18 protein-coding genes and 2 pseudogenes are annotated in these 16,703 nt (G+C 32.6%); 7 read left to right on the top strand and 13 right to left on the bottom strand.

Annotated features, from left to right (window positions below):
• Positions 1 to 30 precede the first annotated feature (30 nt).
• Positions 31 to 383, top strand: a pseudogene (locus QRE67_RS04920) (Tn3 family transposase); the annotation flags it as partial.
• A gap of 385 nt (positions 384 to 768) precedes the next feature.
• Positions 769 to 1,053 (top strand): hypothetical protein, encoded by a 285-nt coding sequence (locus tag QRE67_RS04915; RefSeq protein WP_286123790.1) that lies wholly within the window; start codon positions 769 to 771, stop codon positions 1,051 to 1,053.
• A gap of 45 nt (positions 1,054 to 1,098) precedes the next feature.
• On the opposite strand, the gene QRE67_RS04910 is transcribed toward QRE67_RS04915, so the two are convergent.
• The gene (locus tag QRE67_RS04910) at positions 1,099 to 1,395 is read right to left on the bottom strand and encodes a hypothetical protein (protein WP_286123789.1); all 297 of its coding nucleotides are present in this window, start codon (positions 1,393 to 1,395) and stop codon (positions 1,099 to 1,101) included.
• 10 nt (positions 1,396 to 1,405) lie between these two features.
• Positions 1,406 to 2,644 carry a lipase family protein gene (locus tag QRE67_RS04905; RefSeq protein ID WP_286123788.1) on the bottom strand — a complete coding sequence of 413 codons (1,239 nt, stop codon included), beginning with the start codon at positions 2,642 to 2,644 and terminating at the stop codon, positions 1,406 to 1,408.
• Between the two features lie 95 nt (positions 2,645 to 2,739).
• On the opposite strand from QRE67_RS04905, the gene QRE67_RS04900 reads away from it, so the two are divergent.
• A complete protein-coding gene (locus tag QRE67_RS04900; RefSeq protein ID WP_286125190.1) occupies positions 2,740 to 3,039 on the top strand; it encodes a DUF1433 domain-containing protein in 300 nt (99 codons plus the stop codon).
• A 223-nt stretch (positions 3,040 to 3,262) separates the two neighbouring features.
• On the top strand, positions 3,263 to 3,580 hold the full coding sequence (locus tag QRE67_RS04895; RefSeq protein WP_286123787.1) for a DUF1433 domain-containing protein: 318 nt from the start codon (positions 3,263 to 3,265) through the stop codon (positions 3,578 to 3,580).
• 120 nt (positions 3,581 to 3,700) lie between these two features.
• Here the strand turns inward: QRE67_RS04895 and QRE67_RS04890 are convergent, their stop codons facing one another.
• Complete coding sequence (locus QRE67_RS04890; protein ID WP_286123786.1) at positions 3,701 to 3,862, bottom strand: hypothetical protein; 162 nt, start codon at positions 3,860 to 3,862, stop codon at positions 3,701 to 3,703.
• Between the two features lie 124 nt (positions 3,863 to 3,986).
• Here QRE67_RS04890 and QRE67_RS04885 point away from each other — a divergent pair, with 124 nt between their 5' ends.
• The 3 genes from QRE67_RS04885 (at position 3,987) to QRE67_RS04875 (ending at position 7,883) form a co-directional block, all read left to right on the top strand.
• Entirely contained in the window at positions 3,987 to 4,229 is a 243-nt protein-coding gene (locus tag QRE67_RS04885) for a hypothetical protein (protein WP_286123785.1), read from the top strand.
• 769 nt (positions 4,230 to 4,998) lie between these two features.
• A complete protein-coding gene (locus tag QRE67_RS04880) occupies positions 4,999 to 7,233 on the top strand; it encodes an N-acetylmuramoyl-L-alanine amidase family protein (RefSeq protein ID WP_286123784.1) in 2,235 nt (744 codons plus the stop codon).
• A gap of 260 nt (positions 7,234 to 7,493) precedes the next feature.
• A complete protein-coding gene (locus tag QRE67_RS04875) occupies positions 7,494 to 7,883 on the top strand; it encodes a hypothetical protein (RefSeq protein ID WP_286123783.1) in 390 nt (129 codons plus the stop codon).
• Between the two features lie 1,550 nt (positions 7,884 to 9,433).
• Here the strand turns inward: QRE67_RS04875 and QRE67_RS04870 are convergent.
• The 10 genes and pseudogenes from QRE67_RS04870 to QRE67_RS04825 all read right to left on the bottom strand — a co-directional run bounded on the left by QRE67_RS04870 (position 9,434) and on the right by QRE67_RS04825 (position 16,678).
• Positions 9,434 to 9,631 (bottom strand): DUF3955 domain-containing protein, encoded by a 198-nt coding sequence (locus tag QRE67_RS04870; protein WP_286123782.1) that lies wholly within the window; start codon positions 9,629 to 9,631, stop codon positions 9,434 to 9,436.
• Positions 9,632 to 9,713: 82 nt separating this feature from the next.
• The gene (locus tag QRE67_RS04865; protein ID WP_286123781.1) at positions 9,714 to 9,926 is read right to left on the bottom strand and encodes a hypothetical protein; all 213 of its coding nucleotides are present in this window, start codon (positions 9,924 to 9,926) and stop codon (positions 9,714 to 9,716) included.
• Positions 9,927 to 10,006: 80 nt separating this feature from the next.
• On the bottom strand, positions 10,007 to 10,207 hold the full coding sequence (locus QRE67_RS04860; RefSeq protein ID WP_286123780.1) for a helix-turn-helix transcriptional regulator: 201 nt from the start codon (positions 10,205 to 10,207) through the stop codon (positions 10,007 to 10,009).
• A gap of 13 nt (positions 10,208 to 10,220) precedes the next feature.
• Complete coding sequence (locus QRE67_RS04855) at positions 10,221 to 10,637, bottom strand: hypothetical protein (RefSeq protein WP_353507053.1); 417 nt, start codon at positions 10,635 to 10,637, stop codon at positions 10,221 to 10,223.
• Between the two features lie 246 nt (positions 10,638 to 10,883).
• Complete coding sequence (locus QRE67_RS04850; RefSeq protein ID WP_003202815.1) at positions 10,884 to 11,381, bottom strand: DM13 domain-containing protein; 498 nt, start codon at positions 11,379 to 11,381, stop codon at positions 10,884 to 10,886.
• A 76-nt stretch (positions 11,382 to 11,457) separates the two neighbouring features.
• A complete protein-coding gene (locus QRE67_RS04845) occupies positions 11,458 to 12,537 on the bottom strand; it encodes a sensor histidine kinase (protein ID WP_286123778.1) in 1,080 nt (359 codons plus the stop codon).
• Positions 12,534 to 13,005: pseudogene (locus tag QRE67_RS04840) on the bottom strand (response regulator transcription factor); the annotation flags it as partial. The pseudogene QRE67_RS04840 and the gene QRE67_RS04845, both read right to left, overlap by 4 nt.
• A 582-nt stretch (positions 13,006 to 13,587) precedes the next feature.
• A complete protein-coding gene (locus QRE67_RS04835) occupies positions 13,588 to 13,899 on the bottom strand; it encodes a heavy metal-binding domain-containing protein (protein ID WP_286123777.1) in 312 nt (103 codons plus the stop codon).
• A 226-nt stretch (positions 13,900 to 14,125) separates the two neighbouring features.
• Positions 14,126 to 15,409: a hypothetical protein gene (locus QRE67_RS04830; protein ID WP_286123776.1), complete on the bottom strand. Its 1,284-nt coding sequence runs from the start codon at positions 15,407 to 15,409 to the stop codon at positions 14,126 to 14,128.
• Between the two features lie 414 nt (positions 15,410 to 15,823).
• The gene (locus QRE67_RS04825) at positions 15,824 to 16,678 is read right to left on the bottom strand and encodes a phospholipase C (protein ID WP_286123775.1); all 855 of its coding nucleotides are present in this window, start codon (positions 16,676 to 16,678) and stop codon (positions 15,824 to 15,826) included.
• Between the last annotated feature and the right edge of the window lie 25 nt (positions 16,679 to 16,703).

The raw sequence follows: 16,703 nt of genomic DNA, 5'->3' as shown, positions 1-16,703 counted from the left end.
TCTTTGTTTTCACTTAGCATGGGGCAGGAAATTGAAAAGACACTGTTTATCCTAGACTATATTTCTAGCGAAACCTTATGCCGACGGATTCAGAGAGGATTGAATAAAGGAGAAGCTATGAATGCCTTAGCGGTGAGCTTCGAGAACGGGCACTACAAGATCAATTACAACGCACCAGTGCATTAAATCTGATTATCAATGCAATCAGCATCTGGAACACTGTGTATCTGTCTCAAGCTATTGAACATATGAAGAAGATGGACAAACATCGAGAAGAGTTGCTCCCTCATATCTCACCTCTTGGTTGGGAGCACATTAATTTTCTAGGTGAGTACAACTTTACTGCCAGTAATTCTCATTCGCTCCGTCCTTTAAGGACATAAAAAGACCCTGATTTCCTGCTTAGCGTAAGGAGATTAGGGTTTTATCTGCCCCAAAAATGTCTTAGCGTATAATATCCGCGTTTTGTCGGCAGAACCCCATGCCCATCAAGTTAAGAAATTGGTTGTTCCCCAAAACGAAAAAAATGAGCTGAATTCTCATAAATAACTGTAAAATAATAAAATTTTTGTTTTGGGGACACTTCAAAATACTAGCTTGATGGCAATGTGGTGCTCCCCCAGGAAGAAAATAGATGGATGAACATCCTTATAAGGGGTATCGTCAGGATCTTTCACTTTAAGAGATGCGATTGTAAGTAATAATACGACACAATTTCAAAATGGTAAAATTGAAATATCAAACGCGGCAATTACCTTAAATGAATTTATGGATCTATTGAATAAGGTTGATCCACAAATATGGGGAGCAATATCACCTAATACAAATATAACTCCAACACCTGTACCTAAACAGGAGCAACCTACTACTCCTAAGTACGAACAGCCAGCATTACCAAAAGAACAAAATCCACCATCAATGTATGATCCAAAGAAAGACTCAGCTAATTACGATAAAAATGGTAACTATAAACCTGTAGATGAAATGAAACCAGAAGAAATAAAAGAAGAACTAGAAGGTTTCATAGAAGACTATGTAAACAGAGAACAATAACAAAATACTGATTTGAATAAAAAAACACTCCTAACGAGTGTTTTTTTAATATTTAGGTCCCATATAGTCATAACTTTGATCAAGCGCTTTGATTAAATCAATTGCACTCTTTAATTCATGCTTATCAGACTCTAATTCTTCCATTCTTTTTTCAATATTTTTTCTGAAATCTTCTAAATCACCAATTGCTTTCTTCCCCACACCAAGTTGCGACCAACTTGCTAGAAGTAAATCATGAATATTGATTACTACACTTTTATTATGATTTAAATCTTGAATCATATGCTCAAATTGTTGTAAGGCTTGATTCAAAGCTTCTTCATTTAAATAAATTCTTGGCATAATAATCCCCCTATTCTTGTCCATCTACCTTTTTATAAGCATGTACTTTCTCTTCAATAAAATTTGAAATCTCAGTAGCTGTACGGATATACCAAAAGCTCAAATGTTCAACATGTGCACGTATATTTGTTATCTTAGCTTCTAATCGTTTGCTTTCAGCTGTTTCTAATAAATCCATCATATTTGAAGTTAATCTCGGTACCCTGTCTTGAAATTCTTGTGCATTTTGCTTCATACGTCTTACAGCTTCTTCTAAATGCTCTACTACTACACGAATTTCTCCACCACCTAATAACTTACCAGGTGAATCATATACCCTTTCCCCTGTATCTACATTCAAAAGATATGAATTTGATAAATTACCATCTTTCCCAAATTGGAAATTTTCTTTATCTTGATAATGATAACCAGGTCCCGAAATAGAATCTTGAAACCTTTTTGCTAATAATAAAAGCTGCTGTGATGGGGGTAAATTCCGTAAAGCTTCTATATCTTTTTTTGACGGGGGTTGCGACACAGAATATGTAGAGCCGATATGACCATCATAAGGGCCAAATGGACCATACCCAATGGTATCTGATCCATGAACAATAGACACGATTCTGTCCTTAAACTCACCATTATCGGCTCTTTCTTGCAAATCTGGTGGTAGTAAATGTTTTGCACTTGGCGCATTCCATGACAAACATCTTACACTCTCTTCAAATGCTGCAACATACTCAGCTAAAGCGCCACCTAAAGAATGGCCTGTAACGTATAAGTCTACATTTTTCCCCTTATAATGTTCCTTTACCTGTTCCATTACTTTTTCAGCTTGTTCAAATTGATTGTGATATTCCCATTGTCTGTTCTCTTCGTTCCAATATCGTCTTGGATCTTCTCCTCTTTCTCCTGCCTTTGGAGCTGGCGCTGAGTCATGAACACCGTCTCTCTTAATAAAAAACTTGCCATCTGTTAAAGCGTCCTTCATCCCTTCTCCAGGTTTTAAAGAATCCTTTTCAAAAATTTTATCTCCTTCTGTGCCACGGAAAGCCACCATCACTTGTGTTTTTCCATTTACTTCTCTTTCAAACACTACAGCGTCCATTCCTGTTTGTTTATCATGGAATGTTTTATGTACTTTCCAGCTTTGAACAATTTCATCATCATCATTCTTAATAGTTACATATTTACCTCTTTCTTTATCTGACTTATAAGCATTCTTAGATAATTCATACATGGTTAAATCTGTTATATTTTTAGTAGACATTATTAATCCCCCCTAAAATTTAGTAAAATAGTATAATCAATTATATAAGGAGTGGTAAAATTTTGAAGAAGAAATATATTATAATTCCAATTATAATGATTTTAGCTATAATTATGGGGGGATACTTAGTGAATAACGACAATGAAAAAACAATACAAGAAGAAGAAATCAAAAAAAAAGCTGAAGAATATACAGTGAAATATTTAAAAGAAAAACATAATTTAGATGTTACAATTACCGGATCTCGATTTGCTCCGGCAAATTTTCAAACTGTTTTTGTCTCTGGATATGTTACTAACGACAAGAATAAAACCTTTTCAGTAGACGTAGAATATGCTAATAATTATCACATTAGTTCAATATCAAGCAGTTGGGACATTTCTGATAATAAATAAATTATACTATAAAATATAATTAGGACATTCTTATAAACGTGCAGGGCCTACGGGTAAACTGTTCAATTATGATTATCATTATTGTAGACATTAATGAAGATTTAAATATAATTATCACTACTAAATAATGAAAACGAAAAAGCACCCACTATTGGCAAAAGTGAGTGCTTTTTTAGCTTGTGAGAAATCCTTATTAAATCTAATTATACTGGAGGGTCTATGATTGAAAAAATATAGTTTAGGATTAATCGTTGTCTTGACACTCATATTTTTAGGAGGATGTACTATGGAAAATAAAAAAGAGGAACAACAAGTAATTGATAAAGCAACAGCGGAGACTATTAAATATTTCAAAGAACTCCAAGGTGTAGATGTAACAATCACTGAACATGAATTTGGTCCAAAAGATTTTCAAACTATTTTTATCTCAGGTTATGTAACAAACGATAAAAGCAAAGAATTTACCGCTTCAGTAGAATATGCTAATGACTATCACATTGGTTCCGTCTCAACAACTGCTAATTTTGATTTGAAACAATAATTATTTAGGCACTCATTAGAGTGCCTTTTCTTTATAAAAAACTCCCTACACATTGTGTAGGGAGACGAAGTAAACCATTCAGTTGGATGAACAACCTCATCATATTACAGTCGTCCCCCACTAGCAAAACAGTAAAATCTCATCCTTATTTACTTGCCATTTTTGAATAACATTTTTAGTTCCTGGTTCATAAATTTTAGCTTCTCCCCCCAGGTCTTCTTCACTCATATATGCATCCTGAGATAATCGATAATAAGTTAAATCTAAAACTTTATCATCCAAACTCTTCCCCTCCCCAAAAAAAGTAAGTTATTCTTAAATAAAGCATACCACTTTTGGAGGGAGTTTTTTGAAAAAAATAATTTATGTTTTTATCATATTTTCTATTATTCTAGGAGGATGTAACATGAATGATGATAAGAAACAAGAAGAAATTATTAACAAAGCAAAAGAAACCGCTATAAAACATTTTAAAGAAACTGAAAATATAGACATAGTTGTAACAAAAACAAAATTTGCTCCAAAAGATTTAGGTGGAATATTTGTAATTGGACATGTGAAAGGAAATAAAAATCGAAAAGCTACAGCAACAATCGATTACGAAAATAATTATGAAGTGGGATCAATTAGTTTGGATCCTGAAAAATAATATTTTAATCTGCTAGAATTGCTTCTAATACAAACATTTCAGGACTCTTGCAAGTAATTTCTTAAACTTGGACATACCGATAGGAATAAAATGATTGACACATAAGTAAACCACCGATAATACAGTGCAAAAATACACTTTTGCGAAGGGTTAACACCATAAATCACAAAAATATAAGTATGAGATTATTATTCGTACAATCGCTTAACCTATTTATATCTTCCTCAAGGATGCCGTTCTTAACTTGGTTTGTTGAAGATCGTTTCGGTTTACTTGGAATTTTCGTTACTACACCTTTATTATTATTTATTCGTGTAATTATGACATATCTAAAAAAAGAAAAGGCCTTTGTATAACAAGAACGAGACAAACCATTCCTTTTAGTTATTATTGACTTATTAAAATAAAAAATTGATACCCAAAAAACAAGAAAGGTTGGCATTTTGCCAGCCTTTCTTGTTTACTACTTAATTAATTTTACAAATAAAAATTCTGTTTTGTGGATACTTCAAAATCTTCACTTAATGAGCATGGGGCCAAGCTGAAAAAATACAGAATATCGTATAAAATTCGGAATTTTATACGATATTGATGAAAGAGTTTTGTAACAGTTTCGAAAGAAAAATGAAAGGTATTAAAGCTAAGATGAACTTACAGATATTCATTTTATATTTTTAAATCAATATACCACAGTCTTTATGTGGTTATTTTTTTACAGTGTTATATACAAGCAATCTAAGCTAAATCTTACTAAGAGAGGACAACAAAAATGAAGAAAACATTTAAAACAATTGGAATTGGAAAGAAAGTAATTCCTACCGCAGCAGCATTAGGTATTCTTTTTTCAGTGGCTCCTATTGCAGAAAACAAGGCTAGCGCAGGAATAGGTACGGTACTAGATGTAACTATTACTTCATTAGGTATTGTAAAAGACATTTATGAAGGACTTGGAATATCTCCAAAGGATCCAGGACCAGGCACTCACATTGATGTATATGCAGAAAATATAACTTACAGGGCTCCTAATTTTACATCTGGGGAATTTAATATTTCCATGCATCATACAGAAGGTGATTCAAATTTTACTAAATCAGTTAAAGTACTCTATCCAAATGGAAAAATTGAAATTCATAAATTAAGATCTGGGCAGCAGCTTAAAATTACTGAAGCGGGTGCAATTATAGATCTAAACCCTGATGCAAAATCTGTCTCAGAACACGATCTTCTTTACATTACACAAGCACAATTAGACGAAGGAAAGACCGGAGTTGTGATGAATCAAGGTCAAACAGCATTCGTAGAAAAAACATCTGGTAAAAACCCAAGACTTGTTATTCCATTTCATAAGAAAAGATACCCATCATCTACTTCTGAATGGTCATTTGCTAGAGGTACAGATACCCTATTTGCTGAGTTATCAGATGAGGAAAAGCGAATATCAACATTGACTTCAAAGCCAGTATCCAAAGATGTTCTTGAGAATTATGTTAAGAATGACCCTAAAGCTCTTGCAGATTTTAATGATCGCTCAACTAATATATTGGCGGAATCTACAAAAATCCTAGAGACACCTATTTCACTACCATTTAGTATACTAAATGATGGTAAACCTTATCAAATTATCCCCTATAAAAAAGGGACGAATAAAGTATTGGTAAAAACAGGTTCAAAATATCTTTCAGGGAAAGAAGGAAATGCACTTCAATATTCTGATTCGATTGGTGATGATGAAGTGTTTGAGCTTGTTCAGACCGGCAATTCTCATGATAATAAATTCCAGTTCCATTTAAAAAACAAGAATGGAGTAAGTTTGGCTGGTAATCAAAATGTTCACCAATTTGGTACTGATTGGAGTTTCAAATCCGAAATTCGTTTCACTGGAAAAAACAACAATGAAATTCACAATTGGTTAAGAGAGTGGTATCCGGGTATAGAAAATGAAAAACAAAAGTATGATGAAGTAGAGATCAAAGATGATGAAAAGGATCTTACGAAATGGACTGCAAAAGATTCTTCTGGGAACGTGATAAAGAACAGTTGGGTAAACAGAGGTTCTGATTATTATTATGCAGGTTCTGATGGAGTTTTCTTAAAGGGTTGGCATGAAATTGAAGGTAAGAAATATTATTTTCATCCGGATCATTTTGGGGCAGTATTATCGACAAGTGGCTCAAATGGAAATCATGAGGTTGATGGGAAGTACTACCACTTTGATGATAAAGGTGCTCTGCAACGATCAGCGTGGAGAGATCAAAACTATTCTGATGAGTCTGGAGCGTTTATTAAAGAAGGCTTCCGAGAAATCGATGGAAAAACGTATTATTTCCAAAATTACGAGTCTACTACAAAGCAACTACGTCTAGACGATCAACATGTCATTCTTCATTTTTCTGACAAAGGTGTGCTTGAGAGAGCTACTGATCTGAATGGAAACGCACTAACTAGTCCTAAAACGGTTACTCTTGATGGAAAACAAGTAACATTTGAGAACGAAGGTTCTACTAGAAAACCAGGACTGACTGGAAAGAGAGCGTTCCCTCAACCTGATGGAACGAAAAAGGATGCAATTCACTATTATAGCTTAGAAGAAGGAGCTACTTATTCTGGTTGGAAAACAATCGATGGGAAAAAATACCATTTCAAAGATGGCGCACACTATACTTTCGATGGACATGAAACCATTGACGGAAAAAGATATTATTTTAATCATGACGGAGAAGCTAAGCTAACAGGGTTTGATAAATCTAATGGTAAGATATACCATTATGACGATAAAGGCGTAATGCAAACGGGCTGGCAAGAAATCGATGGGAAATGGTATTACTTCGATGAATCTGGAGCAGCTAAGATAGGATGGTTCTCAGTTGGTGGTGGGTATCATTTCCCTTATTACGGATACTTTACGTATTATGCTAAACAGGATGGTTCAATTTATACAGATACCAAGGTTGACATTGACGGAAAAACCTATAAATTTGATAGCCATGGACACAAAGGCTATTAATGATCAAAAAAAGTCTATTTTTTATAAATATGACTCGCTAAATGAGATCCCCACGACCTCCAAATGCTTTCAGCATCTGGAGGATTTTTATTAACTTGATGGATATAGGATAAATACATGATAAAATCGAATAATTCCAACTTAGTTATAATGTAAATCCAATTAACTAGGAATTTTCGATTGTGACGGAATGTTAATGGTTACCGTAAATGATACAACTGTATGTGTTTAAATAATTTATTTTTCGGAGGTTTAGCAAGATGGAGCAAACAAACATAAATATAAAATTATCTCTTATTCAATTATTTCTTTTAATACTTAACTTATTTATATTTTCCTCAAGGATGCGATTCTTACCTTGGTTTGTTGAAGATGCTGTAGGGTGGTTGGGGATCTTTATTACTTCTCCTTTACTGATATTTATTGGGTTAAAAATGACTTCTCTTAAGAAAAATAAGAAAAGTACAGGTTATTTTATAACAAAAATAAAACAATCTATTCCTTTTATTGCGTCAATTTTCTCACTAAGTATTGTGTTATTACCTATTACAGACCTATCTAATCTAATAGCTCTTGCATTTAATTTTGGAATGGTTATCATAACAACTGTATTTTTGTTTCAAGATCTTTTCAAGCTAAATGAAATTTGAGTATAAAGGGCCATCATACATTACCATCAAGCGAAAATAATTTTATATCTATAAAACGAAAAAAGCGCTATTCTTTTTGGTCTAGTGACAGGGTTCTTGCTCTAGTCCGCAACAACGCTTCCTAATAAGAGTCACTATATCATTCTGGAAAAATTGTATGCTAAGGACTACAAAACCCTATCATGATGGTGTTTTTCAAAGATAAATATATGTTCAGAAAGATAAAAACCAAAATTTAATTGAACATTGATTTGTTTCCACGCTTTATGAACATGATTATAGCTAGAAAATGTTAATACTATTCCGTTTTATCCTCTGTTCACAAACATAGGACTTTCTGGACATTGACGCGAAATACTATTTACAAAATTCAAAAAGCTATTCGTATGGATAGCTTTCGTCGACAATATCAAAATAATTTCGAAATATAAAATCTAAATTAAACTTTCTAAAATAAGCTGTTCCAGAACCAATAATCGTATACGTGTACCTTCTTAAGATAGATAAGTAATGTTTATGAAAACATAAAAAAGGAAGAGAATTTTTATAATTCTCTTCCTTTTTTATTTACGAGAAATTTCATGCTCATTAGCTGTTTAGTTCCTCGAGAAATGCTGTAGAATTTACCTCTTCTATTATAACAGTATAAAACATGGTTTTAAGATGTAATATTGCATATCGAAATGTATTGATACGTTTGTAAGCGCTTACTATAATAAGAGTATAAAGATTCATAATATCTTAATATTAAAAAGGAGGAAATGATTATGGCAATCGCAATGGCAGTTTTAACATTCTTAGGTGGAGTACTTCCATTAGTAACAACACTTATAAAAGCATTCATGTAATATAATTCTCTGCACTTATTTTTTAAAATTATCATACAAATGATCTGTATATCAAAGATAAATTGATGTGCAGATCATTTGTGTGAGCAAACTTTAAATAAGAAAAAGAATCCTAGAAATCATAAGGGATTCTTTTTTTTATCTGTAATTATGGCTGTAACATTTTTCTACCGGTAAGTGGTGTTATGTTAACTTTATATAGACTGAATAAAATTGATAGATAGAATAATTTTTAAAGTAAAAAAAACCTTTTAAAAGGTTCTTTTTACTAAGGCTCACATATTTTCGTTTGGGTACTTATATTATATGAGTTGGCTTAAGCCAAAGATAAAGAAAAAGGATACCATCCTTTTGAATGTATTATAACATACATCTTTATATGATAACTTAATGATATTTAAGATGATGCCATGGAAACCTTATTTATGGCGTTTTGAATGTATACTTTCCTATTCGTTTTTAAGAAAAATAGGTAAATTGTGATAAATTCAATAAAATCAAGGGAATAAATGTAAACCAATATAGTAAAGTTTACATTCATTTTAAAAGAAATTGTAACCAATTATGACATTATAAGGGGCTATCGTCTTGCTTCGCTTTACCCCAATCACTGCCTCACACCCAAATACAATGGGAAAACCATAAAAAAACAACTTTTCACGGGATTTAAAAAAAGAGCCTTATTAAGGCTCTTTTTTTAGTCTATTTATTAACTTTTTTAATTTTACTTACAAAAAGACTAATTATACCGATAGCTAAAAATGAATAACCCATTGGTAGTAAATAGAATGGTTCCACAAGAGTACCATCCGATGCAACTTTAGATCCGATAGTATTATAACTAACTACACACCCTATCCCTAGGATAAATGGTATTAAAGCTAAAATATATTTTTTCATTTTAAAACCTCCGTATGTAAGGATTGTTTGATACAAAATAAGTGATTTATAGTTAGTAACGTTGGAGCTACCCATTTATAAATTATTTAATTATAAAAGATAAAATCCCTAAAATTATACACAATATTCCACCTAATAATTGTCCAAGTCCAGACGTCTCTCCTAAAATTAAGAAATTGAAAATGTTTTTTCTTGTTTGTGTTTTTCCTGCAAATGCATCATCCGTTTTCATTCTATATATACCCCATAATACTAAGACTACTCCAAAAAGTATAAATACTAGTTTTAAAATCATAATATATTTACCTCTATTCACTATTTGTATTTTACTATATTGTTTAAATTTTTCTCGCCAATAGTATTTGTATACTACTATTAGTCATCTTCTTCAAATATAAAAACTTCTTCAATTGATAGGTTAAAAACCACAGATATTCTATATGCTAGTAAAACAGATGGATTATATTGTTGTTTTTCTAATGAAATAATCGTTCGTGAAGATACAAATACTTTATCAGCTAATTCTTGTTGTGTTATCCCATGTTTTAAACGCAACTCTTTTATTCTATTTTTCATAGTAATCTCCTAATTAAAGAAAACAATTATAATATTTTTTAGCTAATATTTTAGTAATTAAGCAACATATTATTATGATAAATAGCCCAGTATTTGTTGGGATTATAACCCATTTTGAAAGAAACATCATAAGAATAATCATAACCATTAGAATACTTATGGTAAATTGTGCAACTTTCCCTTCTATTAAATCATCCCTTTCATCATATTCCTTTGATAGCTCTTTTTCTAACTGTTTACGATTCGACTTATATTTACTTCGAGACACTAAAGCAAAAATTAAAAAGATTGCTCCTGTAAGTATCTTTAAATTCCCCAAATAAAAACCTTCACTAAAATTAGCTTCAGTGTAGTCAAAAAATATTTCAATAAGACCTATTGCAATAATTGCAAACGAGCATAAATAAAGCTCTTTAAATTTGTTTTTCAAACAAATCACTCCTAACATAACTCTATATGAAGTTTACTTCATGTGAAGCAAACTTCATATTATCCTATCTTGAAGAGGATGTCCAGAATTAATTTATTTTAGATTCTTGTTTATGGTCCGACACGATCGAAAAAAGAAAATGGTACGTTAAGAGAATAATATCGTGCTTTTAACTTTAAAATTAGCCTAAATGCTTAAGTTGATGGATGTAGGGCATGTACACAAGCCTCATTTTTATGTTCTTTCTTACTTTTCAAAATAAGCCGCACCAAAGTTTTCATTAAATCTCTTACACCATATAGAAACCGAACCGTATGTGCTTACATCTATCCCTTCAGGAATTTCATAGTTTTGGTCTCCTTTGTTTCCCTTTAACTTTCCTAATTCAATATACTGATGGTTTTTAACATCTTCATTATTTTTCAAACGATTCGTAGGAACTAATACAACTCGAACATCTGGCCCATTAGAAGTTGAAAAATTTGAAAGTCGTAAAACACGCTTTCCATCCCCTAATTGATGGATCGTTGCCGTTCCAGTTGTTTCATGAACACCGTTTTGAAACTGACCTGTACTTATTACTCGTTCTTCTTGTTGTTTTGTTTTGTTTGATTGTATTTCTGTTTGTGGCAATGCTTCATTCACTTGCTTATCAATAAATAATTTCTCGGGGCGGAACAATGACCATAAAATTCCCCCAACAATTATGGAACCTCCTATAAGCAATACATATTTTCTTTTCATAAAGTAAAAGTCCTCCTGTAGTATACTGTTTAGTGGTATGGTAACAAGAAAGTCTTTCGTTTCTATAATATAAATATTACAAAAGTCTTTCAGCAGTCTTATTTTTTTCTGATGTGATGGGAAGAGTAAGCCAAAATTCACTTCCCTGTTTTCCATCTGGGCGATCTCTCACACCAATTTCTCCTTTGTGCATTTCAATTAATGATTTTGTAATGGCTAGTCCGAGACCGGAACCTCCAGATTGTGAACTTCTGGATTGATCTGTTCTAAAAAAGCGTTCAAATATGCGTAATTGGTCATCGGGAGTAATTCCTTCTCCTTCATCACGCAAAATGAATTGGACTTGTTGCTTCTGCTTATTTTCCTCTACAATCAACTCAATTGTTCCGGAGACAGGTGAATACCGAATCGCATTATCTAACAAATTACTGATAACCCGTGCTATTTTACACGGCATGATTAAAAGCCGAGGTAATGTATCAGGAACATACAATTGTAAATCGATTTGTTTGTTTGCTAATAAGACAGAATATGACTCAAGTACATCTAAGAGGACTTTGTCCATATGTGTTAAACTTGGATAAAAATCTACTTGTCCAAGTTCTAACTTTGAAAGATCAAATAAGTCATTAATTAATCCACTTAATCGTTTTATTTCTTTTAAGGTCGTCACTAAATACTGCTTTTTCATTTCAGGATCTTCAACGAGGTCATCTTGTATTGCTTCTATCATCAATTGCATGCTAGCCATAGGCGTGCGTAAGTCGTGTGAAATATTCGTAATCAGCTCTTTACGTGCTTTTTCCCCTTCTTCTAACTTAGTAAACCCTTCTTCTAACTTTTTTGCCATCTGTTGAAAGGCTGTTGCTAACTCTTTAAACTCCTTTGGTTCTTGCCCAATTATATACATCGTTTCAAATTGTCTATCACTAAATTGTTTTGTTAATTCAATTAAATTTTGAATGGACCTCATGATAGGGCGTGTCATTAACCAATAAATAAACGTTGAAATAATGAATGCTACAACTGCGATTACTGTTAATAACCGCGTTTGTTCCGGTTCAAGTAACATTTTTGTCTCACTATACCATATAGCCATTACCATGATACTGGTACTTAATAAATTCATTAGTAACAATTGAATACGTAATCTCATGTTTCATTTCCTCCATTTGTCTCAAAGCGATATCCTATCCCCCAAACCGTATGAATCCAACGATTCTTTATCGTATGGCTTCTCCAGCTTGTCACGTAAACGACTCACTAACACAGTGACTGTGTTAGTAGCCCCTTCATGTTCAAAATTCCAAATAAGTTCAAAAAGTTGCGAGCGAGAAAATACTTGTTTTGGATGCTTTGCCATGACATAAAGCACTTCAAACTCTTTCACCGTTAACTCAACTTCATTTTCACAAACAAGTACACCTCTCTTTTTTGGATAAATTTTCAAATCCGGAAATTCTATCACTTCTGATAGGGATTCTTTTGCTTGTATCGGTATCTGATTGCCTCTTCTTAGTATAATTTGAACCCTTAGTACTAATTCATGAGGTGAGAAAGGCTTTATTAGATAATCATCTGCCCCTATTGTTAAGCCTAAAATTCGATCCTTTTCCTCTTGTTTCCCTCTCTTAGTAGAGTAGAGTTTAGTTTGGTTTGCTTAGCTTAAATACAATGCTGTTCCTCACTCTCTACTTGTACTTTTTAATAACGGCTGATATAAAATCAATATCAGTAAGTTCATCTTAATTTAAAACTCTTACATCTTTCTCTCATAAATGTTACAAAACTCTTTCAGAGGTTTTAATGGGTTCACAATTTGTTTTTTATTCTATGTAAATATCTGACGGACTAGAGCACGAACCGTCTTACTCCCCCTTTATGGAACATTAATCAAAGATTCACAATTATATCCCAATAGAGTCTACCTTTTTAAACGGTTAATTCCTTTAAAGAATAAGCAAATATGTACCTAAAAGTATTTATTTTTCAAGAACGTTCCTAAAATATATTTTTGATGTTTTGGAACGGTTTTGCAGACGTATCAAGGTTTCTCTGTATTACTAAATCTATGAACACATAAAAAAGGAAGAGAATTTTTATAATTCTCTTCCTTTTTTATGTGTTGTGATGTGTTCATAAACATAATGTATCTATATTTATAGAAAATACATAACAACTATAGAAAAATCCACATTCTATCTATTTACACACGTACCGCTGTACCGCTTACGGCCACCATTAACATTCCATCACGAACGACTTCGTAGTCTACATCAATACCAACAATTGCATTTGCACCTTTTTGCTTCGCAAGAACTTTCATTTCTTCCATTGCAATATCACGTGCTTCTTTCAATTTACTTTCATATGCACCAGAACGGCCACCAACAATGTCACGAACAGAAGCAAATAAATCGCGTACGATATTTGCACCCATAATTGCTTCACCGTTTACAATGTCAATATACTCAATAATTTCTTTTCCTTGAATGGCAGAAGTTGTTGTTATAATCATTACTAGCACTCTCCTATAATATCTAAAAATTTATTATTTCTTATACTTTTATTATCACATTGAAATCGTAAATGAACTATCTAATTACCTTACATAAAGATGACACTTTTGTAAGATTTCATGAGTGAAAAAGATGAAAGTAAGTTTTATATGGTAGTTCTAATTGGTGAATTTATTTAAGAATTAACAGTTCATTAAGAAAATAAGGTATCTTTTCCGTATCTCCTTACTTTTCTAGTACATCTGAACGAACTAGTTTTAAATCATCTGTTTTAATTGCACCTGTTGAAGTAGATGATGGTTTAACTTTTGTAGCTGTATCCCAATAACCGCCACCTTGCCAAAACTGTGCAAAAGGTGAATTTATTGTTTTATTTACAGCTCCCGCAGCGACCGATCCAGGTTTTAAGCTATACTCAGCAGTAACTTGATATAATGCTGCTGTAATTGTTTTATCAGTATCGTTAGTAAGACTAAATTTACGGGATACTGTTTGTTCTTCACTTAATGAGATACTTGTACCAAATGTACTTTGGAACTCATAACTTGCTCCAATGTTAAAAATATCTTCAATACCAAAACCGGCATTTACACCTACTGTGTGAGCAAATGATTGTGATTGTTCATTAGTCAACCCTGTTTTGATGTCAAATGTTACTTCATATCCTGTATTTTTAGCTGGAATTGATGCTGATCCACCAGGAACTTTCTTAAGATATTTCTTTTCAGTTAGTTCAGCATCTTTTAGTGGGTTAAATGGTGTCTTCGCTGAATAACCAATTGTTACAGCCTTTTCAGCGCCCCAATTATTATCGCCCCAAATGACTTGGATTCCAAGTTCATCTAAACTTTTCTTTCCAAATTCCTCTAGAATTGCTCGTTCTAAACCACCATTTCCTTGGAAAAATTCTGGCAACCAAAATGAATCTTCAGCTTCACTTTTTTCGTAATATTTAGATTGTAATATTTTTTGTACATCAGGATCATTAGGATCTTGAGCATAACGAGTTTGGAAAAAGTTTTCTAATGTTTCCAGAACAAGTCCTTTTACAAAGGCCTCTCCATAAGTACTTCCAAAATATTCTTCGATTTGGGATTGGCTATACCCCATAAATTGTAAGTCATAATAAAATCTAGGTGGTGGATCCATATGTTTTAGTTCTTTGTTTCTCCACTCCCCAATAATTTTATTGTTATTTGTATAAAAATAATCTAAATATACATATGTAAGCGGCTTTGCTTGCTTGATATGAGGTGGTGTAACAGATGGAAAATTCGCTCTAATAATATTATTATTGATATAATTTGCATCAAATTCTTGTTTTACATTGGAATTTTCTTCAGATACCTGTCCATCTTTAAGATTTAATGATGGATTTTCTTTTTCAACAGAAGTGATTGCACTAGAAGCTGAAGATACTGTACTTGCTTCTGCTTTTAAAGAAAAAACTGGACTTGCTAGAACAGCAAATGCTAATGCTGCGGGAATCACTTTTTTCTTATAATTCATATGATCGCTCCCTTTCTTTTATTATTTCTACAAGATTACAAAAATGAAATTATACTGTACATTGCTTATACTTTTTACTTGGGATTAAAATAAAATCACCTTTAATATATTCATCTTATTATATATATCTTTCAATTTACTTTCATAAATGTTACAAAAATCTTTCATTGATTTGAAAGGCTTAGAAATTTCTAAAATACACTTATCAAACTCAAATTATAGTATTTACTCTCAGGATGACCCTTGAACCCAATAGTCGTTTCCGTTTTACTTGATCCCGCTATTTGCGGTCAGTAAGACTTCCACATCAAGATTCAGAGAGAAACAAAGAAGATAGGTGGGGGATGAAGCCCCCACCGTTGGAAGTTTCACTTTATAACATACATAACTTTTGCCATGTATAAGTTTATTTTGTTATTTGTTATTCACGTACGTATCAAACCATAAATGAATATATCCAGCTGTAATACGCTGTGCTTCCATTAAACGTTTTCCTGTTACCGGTGTTACTTCAGCACGCCATTTGTCAGCAGAGTCTTGTGATACCGCTGCTTTTAGGAACCAATTTTTCGTATTATCATTAACAATTGATGGGAAATCAGCTTTTGCTGCTGATGCTGATGCATGAACCCACTCTTCTGGATTTGCACTTTGCCAATTCCAATAGCCATTTCCATCTGTTACTTTATAATTGTCTTTCACTGTATCAACGAAGTTTTCATATTTTGAGTGGAAGCCAAATGGATGCGAAATGTTAGTAAAGTTTGCTGCATGCATAGGCTGGTTAACATCCCCTAAATAATGAAGTGATAATCCTAAATAAAAGAATGCATTTTTCAGATCTTTATTTTGATAAGCTTCACCAGCTAGTTTAAAATACTTCGCTCCTGTTTGTTTTGCTTGTTTAGCAAATGGAATATACGTTTTTCCTGAATCAGGATCATAGAAGTGTGAAGCGAATGTGGAATTATCATAGTATGGGTTTTGATAATCCGCAGAGTAAATGCCTTTCTCTAGATCCGTACGCCATTCATTTAATAGAGCTGTCTCATTTTGCTTCACAACAGTCGTATTTTGGGACATAATATCAATGGCTCTGTTTACAATCCATAAATGAGAACTTACTCCTTCATTATGTATAGATTCTGCTGACCATCTTTGAGCAATAGGTGGATCATACTGGTGATCACTTTCATGTGCAAACGCCACACTTTGAATAGGAGCTGTTAAAGCAATTACAGAAGCTATAGCAATAATTTTTCTTTTCATAAATATTCCTCCATTTGATATATAA

The organism is Bacillus sp. DX3.1 (assembly GCF_030292155.1).
GTDB lineage: Bacteria > Bacillota > Bacilli > Bacillales > Bacillaceae_G > Bacillus_A.
This window is presented reverse-complemented; position numbering and strand designations above follow the sequence as displayed.

Coding starts and splice junctions, on each gene's coding strand:
- QRE67_RS04915 (WP_286123790.1), top strand. CDS start 769: ATGGATCTATTGAATAAGGTTGATCCACAAATATGGGGAGCAATATCA.
- QRE67_RS04910 (WP_286123789.1), bottom strand. CDS start 1,395: ATGCCAAGAATTTATTTAAATGAAGAAGCTTTGAATCAAGCCTTACAA.
- QRE67_RS04905 (WP_286123788.1), bottom strand. CDS start 2,644: ATGTCTACTAAAAATATAACAGATTTAACCATGTATGAATTATCTAAG.
- QRE67_RS04900 (WP_286125190.1), top strand. CDS start 2,740: ATGATTTTAGCTATAATTATGGGGGGATACTTAGTGAATAACGACAAT.
- QRE67_RS04885 (WP_286123785.1), top strand. CDS start 3,987: ATGAATGATGATAAGAAACAAGAAGAAATTATTAACAAAGCAAAAGAA.
- QRE67_RS04880 (WP_286123784.1), top strand. CDS start 4,999: ATGAAGAAAACATTTAAAACAATTGGAATTGGAAAGAAAGTAATTCCT.
- QRE67_RS04875 (WP_286123783.1), top strand. CDS start 7,494: ATGGAGCAAACAAACATAAATATAAAATTATCTCTTATTCAATTATTT.
- QRE67_RS04870 (WP_286123782.1), bottom strand. CDS start 9,631: ATGAAAAAATATATTTTAGCTTTAATACCATTTATCCTAGGGATAGGG.
- QRE67_RS04865 (WP_286123781.1), bottom strand. CDS start 9,926: ATGATTTTAAAACTAGTATTTATACTTTTTGGAGTAGTCTTAGTATTA.
- QRE67_RS04860 (WP_286123780.1), bottom strand. CDS start 10,207: ATGAAAAATAGAATAAAAGAGTTGCGTTTAAAACATGGGATAACACAA.
- QRE67_RS04850 (WP_003202815.1), bottom strand. CDS start 11,381: ATGAAAAGAAAATATGTATTGCTTATAGGAGGTTCCATAATTGTTGGG.
- QRE67_RS04845 (WP_286123778.1), bottom strand. CDS start 12,537: ATGAGATTACGTATTCAATTGTTACTAATGAATTTATTAAGTACCAGT.
- QRE67_RS04835 (WP_286123777.1), bottom strand. CDS start 13,899: ATGATTATAACAACAACTTCTGCCATTCAAGGAAAAGAAATTATTGAG.
- QRE67_RS04830 (WP_286123776.1), bottom strand. CDS start 15,409: ATGAATTATAAGAAAAAAGTGATTCCCGCAGCATTAGCATTTGCTGTT.
- QRE67_RS04825 (WP_286123775.1), bottom strand. CDS start 16,678: ATGAAAAGAAAAATTATTGCTATAGCTTCTGTAATTGCTTTAACAGCT.